The sequence below is a fragment of the Nocardia concava NBRC 100430 genome (assembly GCF_000308815.1).
Taxonomy (GTDB): domain Bacteria; phylum Actinomycetota; class Actinomycetes; order Mycobacteriales; family Mycobacteriaceae; genus Nocardia; species Nocardia concava.
Genome location: NZ_BAFX01000080.1, coordinates 1 through 14780, shown reverse-complemented (window position 1 = coordinate 14780; position 14780 = coordinate 1). Strand labels below are relative to the sequence as shown.

Annotated in this window: 13 protein-coding genes; 6 read left to right on the top strand and 7 right to left on the bottom strand. The window is 69.0% G+C overall.

From position 1 onward, the window contains the following. Positions 1-20: 20 nt before the first annotated feature. From ON43_RS18065 to ON43_RS18055, 3 genes are all read right to left on the bottom strand, one after another. Positions 21-830 (bottom strand): helix-turn-helix domain-containing protein, encoded by an 810-nt coding sequence (locus tag ON43_RS18065; RefSeq protein WP_051178620.1) that lies wholly within the window; start codon positions 828-830, stop codon positions 21-23. Next, positions 827-1687, bottom strand: coding sequence for a MerR family transcriptional regulator (locus tag ON43_RS18060; protein WP_040808974.1), 861 nt, complete (start codon positions 1685-1687; stop codon positions 827-829). The genes ON43_RS18065 and ON43_RS18060 overlap by 4 nt, the downstream gene beginning before the upstream one ends. Before the next feature lie 186 nt (positions 1688-1873). Then, positions 1874-3256: a TIGR01777 family oxidoreductase gene (locus tag ON43_RS18055; RefSeq protein WP_040808972.1), complete on the bottom strand. Its 1383-nt coding sequence runs from the start codon at positions 3254-3256 to the stop codon at positions 1874-1876. A gap of 146 nt (positions 3257-3402) precedes the next feature. Here ON43_RS18055 and ON43_RS18050 point away from each other — a divergent pair, with 146 nt between their 5' ends. Then, positions 3403-4281, top strand: coding sequence for an alpha/beta fold hydrolase (locus ON43_RS18050; RefSeq protein WP_051178618.1), 879 nt, complete (start codon positions 3403-3405; stop codon positions 4279-4281). Positions 4282-4291: 10 nt separating this feature from the next. On the opposite strand, the gene ON43_RS18045 is transcribed toward ON43_RS18050, so the two are convergent. Next, positions 4292-5986 carry an FAD-dependent oxidoreductase gene (locus ON43_RS18045; RefSeq protein ID WP_040808968.1) on the bottom strand — a complete coding sequence of 565 codons (1695 nt, stop codon included), beginning with the start codon at positions 5984-5986 and terminating at the stop codon, positions 4292-4294. 307 nt (positions 5987-6293) lie between these two features. Between ON43_RS18045 and ON43_RS18040 the strand changes: the two genes are divergently transcribed. Next, positions 6294-7544, top strand: coding sequence for a PucR family transcriptional regulator (locus ON43_RS18040; protein ID WP_040808966.1), 1251 nt, complete (start codon positions 6294-6296; stop codon positions 7542-7544). Here the strand turns inward: ON43_RS18040 and ON43_RS18035 are convergent. After that, positions 7516-8529 carry an FAS1-like dehydratase domain-containing protein gene (locus tag ON43_RS18035; protein ID WP_040808964.1) on the bottom strand — a complete coding sequence of 338 codons (1014 nt, stop codon included), beginning with the start codon at positions 8527-8529 and terminating at the stop codon, positions 7516-7518. The two genes, ON43_RS18040 and ON43_RS18035, sit on opposite strands and share 29 nt — an antisense overlap. A gap of 252 nt (positions 8530-8781) precedes the next feature. Between ON43_RS18035 and ON43_RS18030 the strand changes: the two genes are divergently transcribed. After that, positions 8782-9903 (top strand): esterase/lipase family protein, encoded by a 1122-nt coding sequence (locus tag ON43_RS18030; protein WP_040808962.1) that lies wholly within the window; start codon positions 8782-8784, stop codon positions 9901-9903. 20 nt (positions 9904-9923) lie between these two features. Here ON43_RS18030 and ON43_RS18025 read toward each other — a convergent pair whose 3' ends face one another. Beyond that, the gene (locus ON43_RS18025; RefSeq protein WP_040809123.1) at positions 9924-10571 is read right to left on the bottom strand and encodes a TetR/AcrR family transcriptional regulator; all 648 of its coding nucleotides are present in this window, start codon (positions 10569-10571) and stop codon (positions 9924-9926) included. Between the two features lie 102 nt (positions 10572-10673). Between ON43_RS18025 and ON43_RS18020 the strand changes: the two genes are divergently transcribed. Beyond that, positions 10674-12050 carry an ABC1 kinase family protein gene (locus ON43_RS18020; RefSeq protein ID WP_040808960.1) on the top strand — a complete coding sequence of 459 codons (1377 nt, stop codon included), beginning with the start codon at positions 10674-10676 and terminating at the stop codon, positions 12048-12050. 12 nt (positions 12051-12062) lie between these two features. On the opposite strand, the gene ON43_RS18015 is transcribed toward ON43_RS18020, so the two are convergent. Beyond that, complete coding sequence (locus ON43_RS18015; RefSeq protein WP_040808958.1) at positions 12063-12866, bottom strand: IclR family transcriptional regulator; 804 nt, start codon at positions 12864-12866, stop codon at positions 12063-12065. A gap of 106 nt (positions 12867-12972) precedes the next feature. Here ON43_RS18015 and ON43_RS18010 point away from each other — a divergent pair, with 106 nt between their 5' ends. Continuing rightward, positions 12973-13989: an ABC transporter substrate-binding protein gene (locus tag ON43_RS18010; protein ID WP_040808956.1), complete on the top strand. Its 1017-nt coding sequence runs from the start codon at positions 12973-12975 to the stop codon at positions 13987-13989. A gap of 28 nt (positions 13990-14017) precedes the next feature. Further along, positions 14018-14780 (top strand): NrtA/SsuA/CpmA family ABC transporter substrate-binding protein (locus tag ON43_RS18005; protein ID WP_040808954.1); only part of this gene is annotated, 763 nt, incomplete at its 3' end.

Genomic DNA, 14780 nt, shown 5'->3' with positions numbered 1-14780 from the left:
CGCCCGGTTGCCTGGGTGCGCTACACCCCGGCACCGGCCAGGGCCGCGGCGGTGGCGCTGCCGGGCTCGGCCCGATAGACCATCAGGCGCTGACCCGCCGCGCCGCGCACATCGAAGGTTTCGTAGGTCAGCGCGAGCGCGCCGAGCTCGGGATGACGGAACCGCCTGGCCTCGCTCGTCGCGACGCACAGCGTGTACGACTGCCACAGCTCGGCGAATTCGGCACTGGCGTCGAGGAGTTCGGCCACCACCTGCCGCAGCCGCCGGTCCTCCGGAAACAGCGCGCCCGCCTGCCGGAAGCCCGCGACCATCGCCTGGCAGGTCCAGGTCCACTCGATGCAGAACCGGCGGGCCGCCGGTTCGAGAAAGGTCATGCGCGCCAGGTTGTCCAGGCGCGGGAATCCGGAGAAGAAGACCTCGGCCACCGCATTGGCGGCGAGGATGTCCATCGCCGGATTCAACACCAGAGCCGGTGCGGCCGGATAGGAGTCGAGCAGGCCGCGCACCGTCGGACCGACCGTCTCACTGGCGATCCGCGCGGGCGCGGCGATGCCCCCGAGCCGATACAGATGCTCGCGCAACGCCTCGTTCAGCCGCAGCGCCGAACTCAACGCCGCCAGCATCTGCGCCGACGGGTTGCGCTCGCGTCCCTGTTCGAGCCGGGTGTAGTAGTCCGTGTTCACACCCGCGAGTTCCGCGACTTCCTCGCGGCGCAATCCCGCGACCCGTCGGCGGCCGTGCGCGACCAGCCCGGCTTCTTCCGGTCGCACGGCCGCGCGGCAGGCGCGCAGGAACTCGCCGAGTTCGTTGACGGAGCGTTGCCGTGTCATCGCGCCGCCGGGTGGCCGAGTCGTTCGACCGCGTCGGTGAGGCTGGTCAGGCGGACCACCGAGTCGGGCAGCAGCACGTCCTGCCAGCCGTCCCCGCCCACGTGGACGCGGGCGTCGGCGGCCAGGCAGGCGCGCACGGCCGAGGTCAGCGCGGTCGCCTCCCGCTGGGACCAGAGCATGACGGTGGCGGGAGCGGGCATGCGGTCCAGTGTCGCGCTCAAGGCCTCGGTCGGGACGTCCGGGCCGAGCATGCGTGCGCCGATCCCGCGTTCGGACAGCGCGGCGTGCAGCACTTCCAATGGCAGCGAATGGGTTTCACCGCTCGTGCAGGCCAGCACCAGCGTCGGGGCGGGATGCGAGGGCACCGGCGGCGTGAGCCGGTGCAGGGTGGCGATCAGGCACCACGACAGCAGGTGCTCCACATCGATGCACCGGTCGCCACCCAGCTGACGGTCCACGACCTCCGCGAAGGCGGGGCGGCACAACCCATTCCAGGTCTCGACCACGCCGTGGGCGCGCACATGCTGTTCGAGCAGACCGCACACCAGTTGCTCGTCGAGCGCGAACGCGGCGGCCAGCAGCGCCGCCCGGTCGCCGCGCGGCAAGGCCGGACCGCGAATGGCGGCCGCCGCCGCGGCCGCGCTCATGCCGGTGTCGAGCAGTTCGCGCATCCGCACGAGCGCCGCGATATCGCCTTCGGAGTAGAGCCGATGCCGTCCGGGCCGATCCTGGCGAGGCCCGATGCCGTAGCGGCGATTCCAGCTGCGCAGGGTGGCGGTCGGGATGCCGAGGCGCTCGGCGACCACGCGGACGGAATAACCGGCCTGATCCGGGGTGGTCGTCGGGCGTGGTGACATGACCCTGATTGTGCCCGGGCCGCGTCGACGATGTGCGGGCGGCGCTGCTGCGACACCGTCGACGCTTCGGGCACCCAGCCGTTACTCGTGTTTCCCGGAGTCGCCGTGTTCTGGGACCGGATCGATTCTAGCAAAACGATGCACTAACGATGCGACTTTCGGTGGAGAGCGCGTAGCGGGCGATGGTCACCGCTGGGCAGTATCGGATTCGGGTGCGGCGGGCGGATTCTCGCCCAGCAGGTGGCGCAGGGCGGAGTCGAGATCGGGATTGCGGAAGTGATGCCCGGCCGCTGTCAGCGCGGCTGGCAGTACGCGCTGACTGGCGGCGGCGAGTTCCCGGTTGCCCTGGGAACCCAGCAGCAGCGCGGGGCCGAACCCGGGGACCGGCAGCAGCGCGGGCCGGTGCAGCGCGGCCGCCAGCGTCGCGGTGTAATCGCTGTTGCGTACGGGCGCGGGTGCCACGGCATTGACGGGGCCCGACAGCGAATCGTCCCACAGCGCACGGTGATACACGTCGACCAGATCGTCGATGCCGATCCAGGACATCCACTGCCGGCCATCGCCGATGCGCCCGCCGAGCCCGAGCGCGAACAACGGACGCAGCAGGCGCAGCGTGCCGCCGGCGGGGGACTGCACGATGCCGGTGCGCACCCGGACGACCCGGATCCCGGCCTCGGCCGCGGGGTCGGTGGCGGCCTCCCAGTCGGCGACGACATCGGCGAGGAAGCCCTCGCCGCGGCCGCTGTCCTCGGTCAATTCCTCGTCGCCGCGGTCGAATCCGTAGTAGCCGATCGCCGAGGCGCTGGCGAAGACACCGATCCCGGCGCGCGCGGCGAGCTCGGCCAAGGCTCGGGTGGGTCCGACGCGGCTGTCGGCGATCTCGCGGCGATGCCGTTCGGTGAACCGGCCCGCGATCGACGCCCCGGCCAGGTGGATCACCGCGTCGACGCCGTCGAGCAGCGCGGGATCGGGTGCGGCCGGATTCCATTGCCGCTCATCGGGTTCGCGTGGCGTGCGGCGGACCAGCCGCACCACGGTGTGGCCGCCGGTGCTCAGGAAGGCCGTCAACGCCGACCCCACGAGCCCGCCGGCCCCGGTGACGGCAATGGTCCGGGGACCGAGTCCGGCCCGGGCCGCTCGCCGGTGCGCGGCGAGATCCTCGGCGAGCTGGCGATAGCGGTAGTCGAAGGTGGCCCGCAGCAATGCGGCGGGCACCGGCGTGTGCACCCGGTCGATCACCCTGGTGTGCTCGGCGTCCACCGCTTCGAACTCGTGGATGTGGCGCCAGCGCATCAACAGCGCCGCGGGCCGGGAAGCGGGACCCGCCGCGGCGACCTCGTCGGCGAAACGATGCGGCGGATCGTAGGCGGCCGGGTCGTGGCGGGCGACCCAGCGCAGACCCGCTGGCAAACCGAGTACCGCTTGTCCGTCGGCGAGGGAACGGGTTTCCTCGAGCAGCCGGATCGGTTGCCAGGGTGGTGCCAATCGTGCGAAGGCGCCGGGACGGGAGAACCAGTCGAAGACGTCGGTCAGCGGTGCGGAGACGACGCTCGAACACTCGATGCCCATGCCTTGACTCTAGGCCCCCATAGAAAAGGGTGCCACGATTGTGCATCGTTCAATGCGTTCGATCCATTTATGTGTAACTGTCGGTAGCGGAAATGTGGGCGCTGTGACACGCTGGAGCGGCAATGGCGCGATCGCAGGAGGTACCGATGTCGACGACGGCGAACGTATCCGCCGGTGGGTCCGGTGGCGTGTGGAGCGATCCGGGGCGGATCGCCACGTTTCGCCGCGGTGAGCTGGAATTTCCGGTGGTCGATTCCGGCCCGCTCGCGGGTGAACCGGTCCTGCTGCTGCACGGTTGGCCGCAGGACGCGCGCAGTTGGGCGGCGACGGCGGAACTGTTGAACCAGGCCGGATTCCGGACTTTCGCGCCGGATCTGCGGGGCGCCAGCGCCACCGCGGCTCCCCGCTGGCGCTGGGAGTATCGGCTCGACGAACAGGCCCGGGATGTGCTGTCGATGATCGGGCAGATCGGGCGGCCGGTGCACCTGGTCGGCCACGACTGGGGTGCGGCCGCGGCCTGGGCGGCGGCGATCCACGCACAGGGCCAGGTGCGGTCGCTGACCGCGCTGTCGGTCCCGCATCCGGGCGCGTTCCTGCGGTCGATGCTCACCAGCCGCCAAGGGGTGGCCTCCTGGTACATGTATCTGTTTCAGCTGCCGCTGATTCCGGAATTCATGATGCGGACGGCCGCGTTCCCGACACTGCTGCGGCGGACCGGACAGTCCCCGGAGGTGGCCCGTCGCGACTCGGATCGGTTGCGCGACAGGGTGATCGCGCGCGGGGGACTGCATTGGTATCGCGGGATGCCGTTCACCTCTCCGCGCCTGCTGCGCGGCCGCGTCGATGTCCCGGTGCTGCAGATCTGGAGCGACCGCGACACCGCGGTCCTCGACACGGGTGTGAAATTGACGGACCGGTATGTCGACGGTCCCTTCCGACTCGAGGTGCTACCCGGTGTGTCGCACTGGATTCCGGAGGAGGCCCCCGAACCGCTCAGCCGGCTGCTGATCGAGCATTTCCGCTGACGGCCGGGGTCTAACCGACTATCGGAAGGAAGATCGGTGCGTGCTCGGGTACCACCGGGTGCCCGGGCGCGATCGGTGCGATGCGCCGGTACGGTTGGCCCATTTCCGGGCGCGGGTCGGCGTCGCCGTTGTCGGGCCACATGGAGGCCGCGCGTTCGGCCTGGGCCGCGATGGTCAGCGACGGATTCACGCCCAGGTTCGCCGAGATCGCCGAGCCGTCGGCGATGCTGAGTGTTGGATACCCGTACACCCGGTGATACGGATCGATCACACCCTGCTCGGCATTCGATCCGATGACGCAGCCGCCGATGAAATGCGCGGTCATGGGCAGGTTGAACAGATCCGGCCAGGTGCTGCCGGGTGTCGCGCCGAGCTGGTCGGCGACACGGCGGGTGACCTCGTGCCCGACCGGGATCCAGCCGGGATTCGGTGCGCCGTAACCGGGTTCACTGGTGAAACGGCGGCGGCCGAAGAGCCCGCGCCGGGTGGAGGTGGTCAGCGAATTGTCCAGGCTCTGCATGACCAGCAGGATGAGCGTCCGCTCGCTCCACTGCTTGGTGCGCAGCAGCCGCATGGTCCGGATCGGGTGTGACAGTGCGGGAATCGCGACCTTGACCCAGCGCGGCACCCGGCCGTCGCCGTCGATCATGTAGGTCTGCAACAGCCCCATGGCGTTGGAACCCTTGCCGTAGCGCACCGGTTCGATATGGGTGTCGGGGGTGGGATGGAACGACGAGGTGATGGCGACCCCGCCGGTGAGGTCCACGGCGGGATCGACCGTCGTGCGCCCGGCCCCGAGGATGGCCTCGGAATTGGTGCGGGTCAGCACGCCCAGTCGCGGTGAGAGCTCCGGCAGCACCCCGGCGTCGCGCATGGCGAACAGCAGTCGTTGCGTTCCCCAGGTCCCGGCGGCGAGCACCACGTGCCGGGCGGTGAAGACGCTGCGGCGGCCTCGAATTCGCGCCGCGGTGTCCCGGGTCTCGATGTGCCAGCCGCCGTCGGGCCGCGGCCGCAGCGCGGTGACCGTCGTCATCGGATGCACCCGGGCCCCGGCGCGTTCGGCGAGCCCGAGGTAGTTCTTGACGAGAGTGTTCTTCGCGCCGTGCCGGCACCCGGTCATGCATTCGCCGCATTCGAGGCAGCCGGTGCGCGCGGGTCCGGCGCCGCCGAAATACGGGTCCGGGACGGTCTTTCCGGGCTCCCCGAAATACACCCCGACCGGTGTCGGCACGAAGGTGTCGCCGACGCCCATCTGCTCGGCGACCGCGGCGATGATCCGATCCGGGTCGGTGCGGCGCGGGTTGGTGACGACCCCCAGCATGCGCCGGGCGCGTTCGTAATGCGGGCCGAGCTCGGCCTCCCAGTCGGTGATTTCGGCCCACTGCCGGTCCCGGAAGAACGCCGGGCCGGGCTGATAGAGGGTATTCGCGTAATTCAGCGATCCGCCGCCGACTCCGGCCCCGGCGAGAATGAAGCAGTCCCGCAGCCGGTGAATCCGCTGAATTCCGTAGCAGCCCAGCCGCGGTGCCCACAGATACCGGCGGAAATCCCAATTCGTGCGGGCGAAATCGTCATCGGCGAAACGGCGTCCGGCTTCGAGGACGCCGACCCGGTAGCCCTTTTCGGTCAGCCGCAGCGCGGTGACGCTGCCGCCGAATCCCGACCCGACCACCACGACGTCGTAGTCGGCCTCGCATGTACCCATGGTCCACCTCCGAACCCGGACGGTAACAGCGTAATTCGAGGTCCGATGCGTTTCCCGGACGTCTTTGTGGCGGATACCAGCCGCGGCGACACGGCTTTGGAGACTTCTCCCGAAAAGTGAGCGGATCTCACCAACACTCGTCGATGCCCGTTCGCCGACGGTTACACCAATCGCTTGTTCACGCAGCTCATCCGGCCGATTCACGGTCGCGCACCGCTCGCCGCGAAAGAGAGTGGAAGGTGAGCCCGTGATCATCTTAGAGTTCGGCAACCACCGATGAAGTGCGTAGATCGGAAGGAAGTCGACGATGACAACCGACGGAACGCCGCGGGTGGGCCTGACCGTCTCCGGCCGGCCGATGTCCACCCCGCTGCAAGATGTGCGAACGGTATCCCGGCAGCTGGTAGGCCATTTCGTCGACCATGTCATCCCGTGCGCCACCCTGCCCGGCGACCTCATCTCCGGTGAGGTCACCACCGTCACCCGGGTGTGCCTGGAGTTGGCGGTGAGCATGCTCGACGGCCGGGACATCCCGGCCAAGACCGGCAGGCTGTCCGAGGCCGCGGCCGGATGGGCGCGCGAGGGCGTGCCCATCGACACCGTCCTGCACTCCATCCACGAGGGCTTCAAAATCGGCATGGATCGGGTCATGTCCCGGGCGACCGCGCAGGATCACGAGGATCTGATCGACGGCGCGAAACTCGTGGTGACACTGCTGGATACGATCAGCGCGACCGTCGCCCGCGCCTACGTGCGCGAGCACAAGGCCGTGGTCGGCGAGCACCACACCGCCGTGCACACGCTCACCTCGGCGCTGCTGGGCGGGCATCCGACCTCGACCATGGCCCGCGAATGCGGTCTCGAGATCGCGGCCGAGTATTACGTGCTGGCCCTTGCGATTCCGGGGCATCCGGACGAACAGCACCCGATGCTCGACGGCAAGGTGGTGGCCCGCCGCAAACTGCGCCGCCTGCAGGCCGAACTCGCGACCCGCTGCGGTGAGACGCCGCTGGCGCTGCTGAGCGTGGACGGCGGCACCATCCTCATCCCCACGACGACCCTCGCCGATGAGCGCTTGGACGATCTGATCGTCAGGCTCTCCGCGGCCGCGCGGGTGCCCGTCACCGCCGCGCTGGTGGTCGCCGCCCCGGAGGCGATACCGGCCGCGACCGACCGCGCGCACGAACTGCTGGACATGGTGCAGCGGCTCGAGTGCGTGGCCGGGCTCTACCGGTTCACCGATATGGCCCTGGAATATCAGCTCACCCGGCCGGGCCCGGGCCGCGAAACCCTGGGCGCGGTACTGGATCCGCTGGACGCGCATCCGGAACTGCTGCAGACCCTGCGATGCCATATCAGCAACAATCTCAATCGCCAGCGCACCGCCCGCGTCCTGCACATTCACACCAACACCGTGGACTATCGGCTGAAACGCATAGGCCAGCTGACCGGTTTCGATCCCACCCGCACCGCCGATCTGTGGCAGTTGCGGTCGGCGCTCATCGCGCGCTCGTTCTCCGATCGCGGGGTCAGCGCGCGACCGGCGGCGCGAAGCTGACCTCGGCGCTGGCGTAGCCGAAGAGCCTGCGGCCCTGGGATTTCGCCTCGATCGCGACGGTGGCGGTGCGGCGGCGCTCATCGCGCGCGACGACCCGGCCGGTGAATTCGATCTCGGCGTCCTCGTCCCAGGGGACGGTGAGGTAGTGGACGTGGTTGGCGAATTCGGCGCGATATTTGGTCACCGCGGCGGGGTCCCGGGTCCAGGAGGTGACGTATCCGGCGGCCAGCGCCAGGACCAGCATGCCGGGTGCGACCACGGTCCGCGGGTGGTCGTGCGCATCGGGGACCAGGAGGTCCTCGGGGTGCGGGCCACCCACGGCGCGTGCGTAATTCGCCAGATCGCGCGCCCTGAGGGTGGCGCCCCCGGCGGGCAGCCGGGTGTCCTCGGTGAGCCGGTCGAAGTCGATGCGGGTGCGCGGCGGCCTGGTGTGTCGCAGCGCGGCGGTGAGCATGGCGTCGGCCTCGGTGCGGCCCGGGCGCGCGAAGGCCTCGCGGGCCCCGGTGTCCTCGTGATTGCCGGTGCGCGCCAGCAGCGCGGTGGAGCCGGTCTGGACCTGGACGCCGTGCCGGTCGGTGAGGACGGCGGTGAGGGTGAGGACGTCGAAAGATCGGAAATGCCGGAAGGATTCGAAGTACACGTCGCAGGTGAGCAGGTCCCCGGCCAGCAGCGGGCGGCCGAGGTCGAGGGTCTGGTCCACGTGCACGACGCGGTCGAGGCGGTATCCGGTGATCAGCTTCTCCAGGACCTCGCGCCGCGCCCGCTGCCACACCACGGCGGCGAAGGTGGGCGGGGCGACCACGGCATCGAATCCCAGGCGCGCGGCCGCCGCCTCCTGCCAGTGCGCGGGATGGAAGGCCTGTACGGCGCGGGCGAATTCGCGGATGCGGGCCCGCTCCACCGGGAAGGGTTCCGCGCAGCGGTAATGCCGTCCGACGAGCGCCAGGGCCTGCTCGGCTCCGGCGGTGAGGGTGTCACGGTTCATTGTCTTTCCTCTCCGGAGTCTTTCCTCTCCGGATCCGAGTCTTTCCGCCCTGCTTCCGGGTGCGCGGAATTCGACCGATATCTGGAAGTTCTCACGGAATATCGGCCTCGAAATTGGTGAGCTGATCCAGGGTTCGGCGCGAGCCCTTCTGAGGCCTTCCGGGAGCGGCTTAGTTTGAGCCCGGTTTCGGTGCCGGAAAACATTCGGCGGCAGCGGAACTCGAATCCAGCTCGCGCTGAAGGAAGGCACGAAATGAGACAAAGTACGCGCCGCAGGACGGTCAGAACCGCGGTCCTGACGGGGGTTTCGCTACTGGCGGTCGGATTCGCCGGCGCCGGCGCCACCGCGGAGCCCAGTTCGGGATCGGCCTGTACCTCCGGCAGCGGCGCCGGATCGGGCAACGGTTCCGGCGACTGCTTCGGCGGCTCCGGCTCGAGCTCCGGGCTCTCGGGCGGCTACGCCTCCGATACCAATGGGTCCGGACCGGCCATGACCTCGTGGCTGGCGGCCTTCGCGTACGGGCTGTTCAATCCCGATGCCGCGCCGCCCGGTACGAACGACTGGAACTGCAAGCCCAGCGCCGAACACCCGCGGCCGGTGGTGCTGGTCCACGGCACCTGGATGAACGCCTACAACGGCTTCGCCTACATGGGCCAGCCCATCAAGGACGCCGGGTTCTGCACCTTCACCTTCAATTACGGGCGCTCCAACCTGGTCCAGGGCGGCGGCCTTGGCTCGGTGCTGCCCGGCACCATGGGCACCGGCTACATCCAGGACTCGGCGAAACAGCTGGCCGCCTTCGTCGATCGGGTGCTGGCCGCCACCGGCGGGGCCCAGGTCGATGTGGTCGCGCACTCCCAAGGCGGTGCGATGTCGAACTGGTACACCAAGTTCGAGGGCGGCGCGGCCAAGGTGCACAGTCTGGTCACCTTCGGCGCGACCCATCACGGCACCTCGCTCGACGGCATCGGCGCATTGGGCCGGGCCATCAACAACTTCGGGATCGACGTGCTCGGGTTCGTCGAGATCTTCGTGGGGCATGCGGGAATTCAGCAGACCATCGGCTCGGACTTCGTGAACAAGCTCAATGCCAACGGGGATACGGTGCCCGGCATCGACTACACCATTGTGGGCACCCGCTACGACGAGGTCACCAACCCGGTCGACCTCACCTTCCTGAAGGCGGGCCCGGGTGCGCGGGTCACCAATATCCTGCTGCAGGACGGCTGCGAGCAGGACCTGTCCGATCACCTGACGATGATGTATTCGCCACGGGCGCTGTCGATCGCGCTGCGGGCCCTGGATCCGGCGGGGCATCCGAATCTGGAGTGCACCTTCAACCCGTGGCTCATGGGCGGCGGCGGATCGCTCTGACCGCACCGGCTGTCGCGGGTTCACCCCGCCGCGCGCAGCTCGGCCTCGATCCAGGTGCTGATCATCCGGGCGGTCATGGCGATGGCGTCCTGCCGCTCCTGGCTGCCGACCTCGAGTGCCGAGGCGCGCAGGACGCTGGCGAAACCGGTGTTGATCAGGACGAAGGTCATGGTGTCGTATTTGTGGTCGTCGCCCGGGCCGAGTATCTGGATCAGCAGGACCTTGACCAGCAGCCGCAGGCGGGGTTCGAATTCCGGCAGGCCGCTGCTGTAGAACTGCACGCCCGCCACCAGCGCGCGCACCAGTTTCGCGTTCGCGACCAGTTCCTCGGTGAACACCTCGAGCAATTCGGTGAAGACCTGCTCCTTCGACGCCAGCAATTGTGGCAGCGGTTGCCGCGAGACGCCCGAAACCCATTGGGTGAAGCGGATTTCGATGTTCTCGAGCAGCCGGTCGAGCAGTTCCTCGACAATGACGCCGCGATCGGAGAAATACCGGTACAGCGTCCCGATGCTCACCTTCGCCTCGGCCGCGATCCGATTGGTCGAGGTGTCGGCGATGCCGCGCTCCCCGAAAAGCCTGGCGGCGGTGTCGAGAATGTGATCCCGGGTCGCCTTGGACCGTTCCTGGGTGGGTCGGCGGCGTTGGCGCACAGCCTTCGGCGGCATCGCGGCCTCCTTGCTGCGAAGAAAATGAGCGATCCTCATTTTAGCGACCGAAGATCGAACCCGGTCGGGTATCTTGTTGCGCGACAAGGCCGGGAGGTTCGGATGGCCGACAGGATGCCGAAGGGCCGGATCGCGCGCGGCGGTCGGCTGGGACGGCTGGCGGCCGGGCAGGCGGCCCGGGGAGTCGGGACGCGGCTGTCGATGATCGGCCAGCCCGAACAGGCTCGGCGGATTCTCGCGGAGCGCTCGGCCCTGCAGGCCGCGCAGCAGCTGGTCACCGTGCTGGGCAGCATGCGGGGCGCGGCCATGAAGCTGGGCCAGATGCTGTCGGTACTGGACCTGGACCTGGTGCCGGAATCGCATCGGGAGTTGTTCCGCGCCAAGCTCGCCGAACTGCGCGACCGTGCGCCGGCGGTGCCGTTCGCCGGGATGCGCAAGGTCCTCGAGGGCGATTTGGGCCCGCTCGCGCGCGTATTCGCCGAATTCGACGAGACACCGGTCGCTGCGGCCTCGATCGGGCAGGTGTACCGGGCGCGGCTGCGGGACGGGCGCGCGGTGGCGGTGAAGGTGAAATACCCGGGCGTGGATGCCGCGGTGCGGGCGGATATGCGCAATCTCGAAATGCTCAGCGGGCTACTGAGATCGGTGCTGCCCAGCGCCGGGGACGCCGCCGTACTGGACGAGATCGCCCGCAATATCAACGGTGAACTCGATTACGCGCGCGAGGCCGCGACACAGCATCGGGTCGCGGCACGCTACCGCGACCATCCGTTCATCGTGGTGCCCGACAGCGTCGAAGAGTATTGCGGCGACCACGTTCTGGTGACCGAGTTCCTGGAAGGGAAGTCCTTCGACGGTATTCGAGCCCTGCCGGACGCCGATCGCGATCACATCGGTGAACTCGTCTACCGCTTCTATGTCACCTCACTCTTCACCGACTGCGAATTCTGCGGCGACCCGCACCCCGGCAATATCCTGCTCGATGCCGGTGGCCGTGTGGGTTTCGTCGATTTCGGGCTGTACCACCGGATGGATGCTGTCGACGTGGAATACGAGCGCACCGGCCTGCGCGCCGCGTGCGAACGCCGCACCGACGACCTGTTCGAACACTGGGTACGCCGCGGCATCATCGATCCCGCCTCGGGCGTCACACCCGAGGAATGCCTCGAATACGTCTGGGCCGCAGCGGGATGGCATCTGCTGGACGAGGAGATCACGGTCACCCCGGAACTGGCGACCGGCGCGGTGGTCATGGCCATCGACCCCAGAGCCGCCGAATTTCGTGGCATGCGTCGGCAACTGCTGCCACCCGAACACGTCTTCTCCCGCCGCGCAGACCTTTTCACCTTCGCCGCGCTCGGCCAGTTGCGCACCACCAACAACTGGCATCGAATCGCGCGCGAATGGCTCTACGGGGAAGACCCGGTCACCGAAATCGGCCGCGTCACCAAGCAATGGCGCAACGATCGCGACCGCTGACCTTGCGGTTGGTCAGTGCGGGGTGAGCGGGACGCGCGAGGTGGAACGGCGTTGGCCGGGGGAGAGCAGGACCACTTCGAGGGCGGCCGCGCAGGCGGCGGCCTGTTCGATGAACCAGTCCAGTCGGGTGTCGATCAGGATTTCCGGTGAGGAGCGCAGTGCCAGGGCGAAGCGGGCGTGGTTGTCGGCGTCGAGGACGGGGACGGCGATCGAGCGGACGCCCGAGGCTGATTCGCCGTCGTTGAGGGCGAAGCCGTTGGCGCGGACGGTGGTCAGTTCGTCGAGCAGGGTCCGCGGATCGGTGATGGTGCGGTCGGTCAGCGCGGTTAGCGGTGAGAGGGCGGCGATCTGTTCGTCGGTGAGATCCGACCAGGCCAGCAGCACCTTGCCCAGGGCGGTCGAATGCAGTGGGCGGCGCAGCGTGCGGCGATTGTCGCCCTCGAGCGAACCGCCGACCAGGATGACCGCATGTGCGCCGACGCGCACGGCGAGGTCGGCGACGACGCCGGTGCGGCGCGACAGCTCGGCCAATTCCGGCTCGGCGCGGTGCAATCCGCGACGGTAGTAGGCGGCGCGGCCGAGTTCGGCCACGGTCGGCCCGAGCCGGTAGCGCGCGGTGTCGGTGTCCTGCTCGAGGAATCCGGTCGAGGTCATCGCTTGCAGGAGACGGTGGGTCGTCGACAAGGCCAGCCCCAGGCGGCGCGCCAGGTCCGACGCCGACAGGTCGTTCGGGCTGTCCCCGAACGCGCGCAGCAGCGCGAGCGTCCGATGGACCGCCTGGGCACCCTCACGGGGCTTGGCCGTATCTGTGGTCACGCCGCAATCCTTCCACAATGTGGAAGGATTGAAAAACCGTCTCGCAGTAAGAATCCCACTGATTCCATATCGTGGATTATCTGGCCTGCATGGCACCATCGTCCCCATGTCCGCTTCCGCTCTGTCATCGACGCTCGACACCCTGTGGTTCACCCGTTGTCCGGTGCCGACCGCCACCGGTATCGCCGCGGATCGTGGCTGGTTCACCGAGGAGTTCGCTCCGGACGGGATCCAGGTGCGCTCGCTGCAGGACGCGGGTGGCGGCCGGTCGCCCGAGGATCACTTCACCCATGCGCTCACCGGCCTGTTCCGGGAGGGCGGCAATGTGCCGGCGCTGTGGACCCGCGGCAATGGCGAACCGACCCGGTTGATCGGTCTGACCTGGATCGAGGAGCGGCAGGCGATCCTGGTGCGCCGCGACAGCGCCATCGCCGCACCGGCACAGCTGGCGGGCGCGCGGGTCGCGATTCCGCAGCGCGCCATCGCCATCGACTTCTGGCGGGCCATGGCGCTGGCCGGATTCGCCGGGGCGCTCGGGGCCGCCGGTCTCACACTCGGCGACGTGGTGCCCGTCGATATCGAGGCGGCACCGCACGCGCCGCAGTGGGTCGCGGAATTGGAAGCGCTCACCGCCGGGCGGGTGGACGCGGTATATGTCAAGGGCGCCTTGGCCGTCGAGACCGCCGCGCGCTACGACGCCGTGATCGCGATCGACCTGGACTCCTTCCCGGATCGGACGGTCCGGATCAACAACGGCACCCCGCGCCCGGTCACCGTGCACCAGCGCCTGCTCGACGAGCATCCGGAGATCGTGGTGCGCTTCCTCGCGGTACTGATCGAGGCCGCCGAGTGGGCCGCGGCGCATCCGGCCGACGTCTCGCGCATCCTGGCCGCCGAAACCGGCGCGGGCGCAACCGGAGTCGCCGGGGCCTACGCCTGGACCGACAGCGCCGACCTGCGCCTGGACCTGTCCGAGGACCGCCTGGAACTGCTCTCCCGGCAGGAGAGGTTCCTGCGCGAGCACGGCTTCCTGGCGAACCCGGTGGACATCGCCGCCTGGACCGCCGCCGAACCCCTGGCCGCCGCCCGCGCCCTGGTGCGCGCCCGCGCCGCCGAACGCTGAACCGCCCCACGACTATTCGGAGAATCCCATGGCCGCACTCGTCAAACGCACCTTCGTCCTGGCCGCCATCGCCCTCACCGCCGTCGCCTCCGCGTGCTCCACGGCGCACGACTCGAAGGGCGGCGCCGCGGATGCGGCCATCACCATCCGAATTCCCGATCCGGGCAACTCCGGCGCGCTGGCGTTGGGCAAGAAGGACGGCAGCCTGGACGCCGCGCTGGCCAAGGTCGGCGCGAAGGTCGAATGGACCGGCACCTCCGGCCCGTTCGCCCCGGCGGCGCAGGCACTGGACAACAATCAGCTCGACGTCGCGCAAGGATCGATCACTTCGGCCATCGCGGCGCTGGCGCAGAAGCCCGGCTTCAAGCTGTTCGCGGCCGTCGCACCGGACAAGGTCGCGGAGGGCATCCTGGTCAAGGACTCCTCGGGCATCAAGACCGTCGCGGATCTGGCCGGCAAGAAGGTCGTCGTGTGGCACGGCGGATCCAGTGAGTATCTGCTGCTCAAGGCCCTCGCCCGCGACAATGTCCCGGCCTCCGCGGTGACCCGGGTCTACCTGCAGCCCAACCAGAGTGCCGCGGTGCTGCACTCCGGGCAGGTCGACGCGTGGGCGACCTGGTCGACCTATTCCATTTCCGAGCGCGCCAATTCCGGTGAGCATTTCCTGGTCAGCGGCGGCGATATCGGCTCACAGAACTACGCGATCTGGGCCGTGCGCAACGAGTTCGTGCAGCAGCATCCCGCCGTGGTGAAGGCGTTCTACGACTATCTGCACGAGGCGGGCCTGAAGC

Excerpts from the sequence above, each read along its gene's own strand:
- ON43_RS18040 (WP_040808966.1), top strand. The coding sequence starts at position 6,294 with ATGACAACCGACGGAACGCCGCGGGTGGGCCTGACCGTCTCCGGCCGG.
- ON43_RS18055 (WP_040808972.1), bottom strand. The coding sequence starts at position 3,256 with ATGGGCATCGAGTGTTCGAGCGTCGTCTCCGCACCGCTGACCGACGTC.
- ON43_RS18010 (WP_040808956.1), top strand. The coding sequence starts at position 12,973 with ATGTCCGCTTCCGCTCTGTCATCGACGCTCGACACCCTGTGGTTCACC.
- ON43_RS18025 (WP_040809123.1), bottom strand. The coding sequence starts at position 10,571 with ATGCCGCCGAAGGCTGTGCGCCAACGCCGCCGACCCACCCAGGAACGG.
- ON43_RS18035 (WP_040808964.1), bottom strand. The coding sequence starts at position 8,529 with ATGAACCGTGACACCCTCACCGCCGGAGCCGAGCAGGCCCTGGCGCTC.
- ON43_RS18030 (WP_040808962.1), top strand. The coding sequence starts at position 8,782 with ATGAGACAAAGTACGCGCCGCAGGACGGTCAGAACCGCGGTCCTGACG.
- ON43_RS18060 (WP_040808974.1), bottom strand. The coding sequence starts at position 1,687 with ATGTCACCACGCCCGACGACCACCCCGGATCAGGCCGGTTATTCCGTC.
- ON43_RS18050 (WP_051178618.1), top strand. The coding sequence starts at position 3,403 with ATGTCGACGACGGCGAACGTATCCGCCGGTGGGTCCGGTGGCGTGTGG.
- ON43_RS18020 (WP_040808960.1), top strand. The coding sequence starts at position 10,674 with ATGGCCGACAGGATGCCGAAGGGCCGGATCGCGCGCGGCGGTCGGCTG.
- ON43_RS18045 (WP_040808968.1), bottom strand. The coding sequence starts at position 5,986 with ATGGGTACATGCGAGGCCGACTACGACGTCGTGGTGGTCGGGTCGGGA.
- ON43_RS18065 (WP_051178620.1), bottom strand. The coding sequence starts at position 830 with ATGACACGGCAACGCTCCGTCAACGAACTCGGCGAGTTCCTGCGCGCC.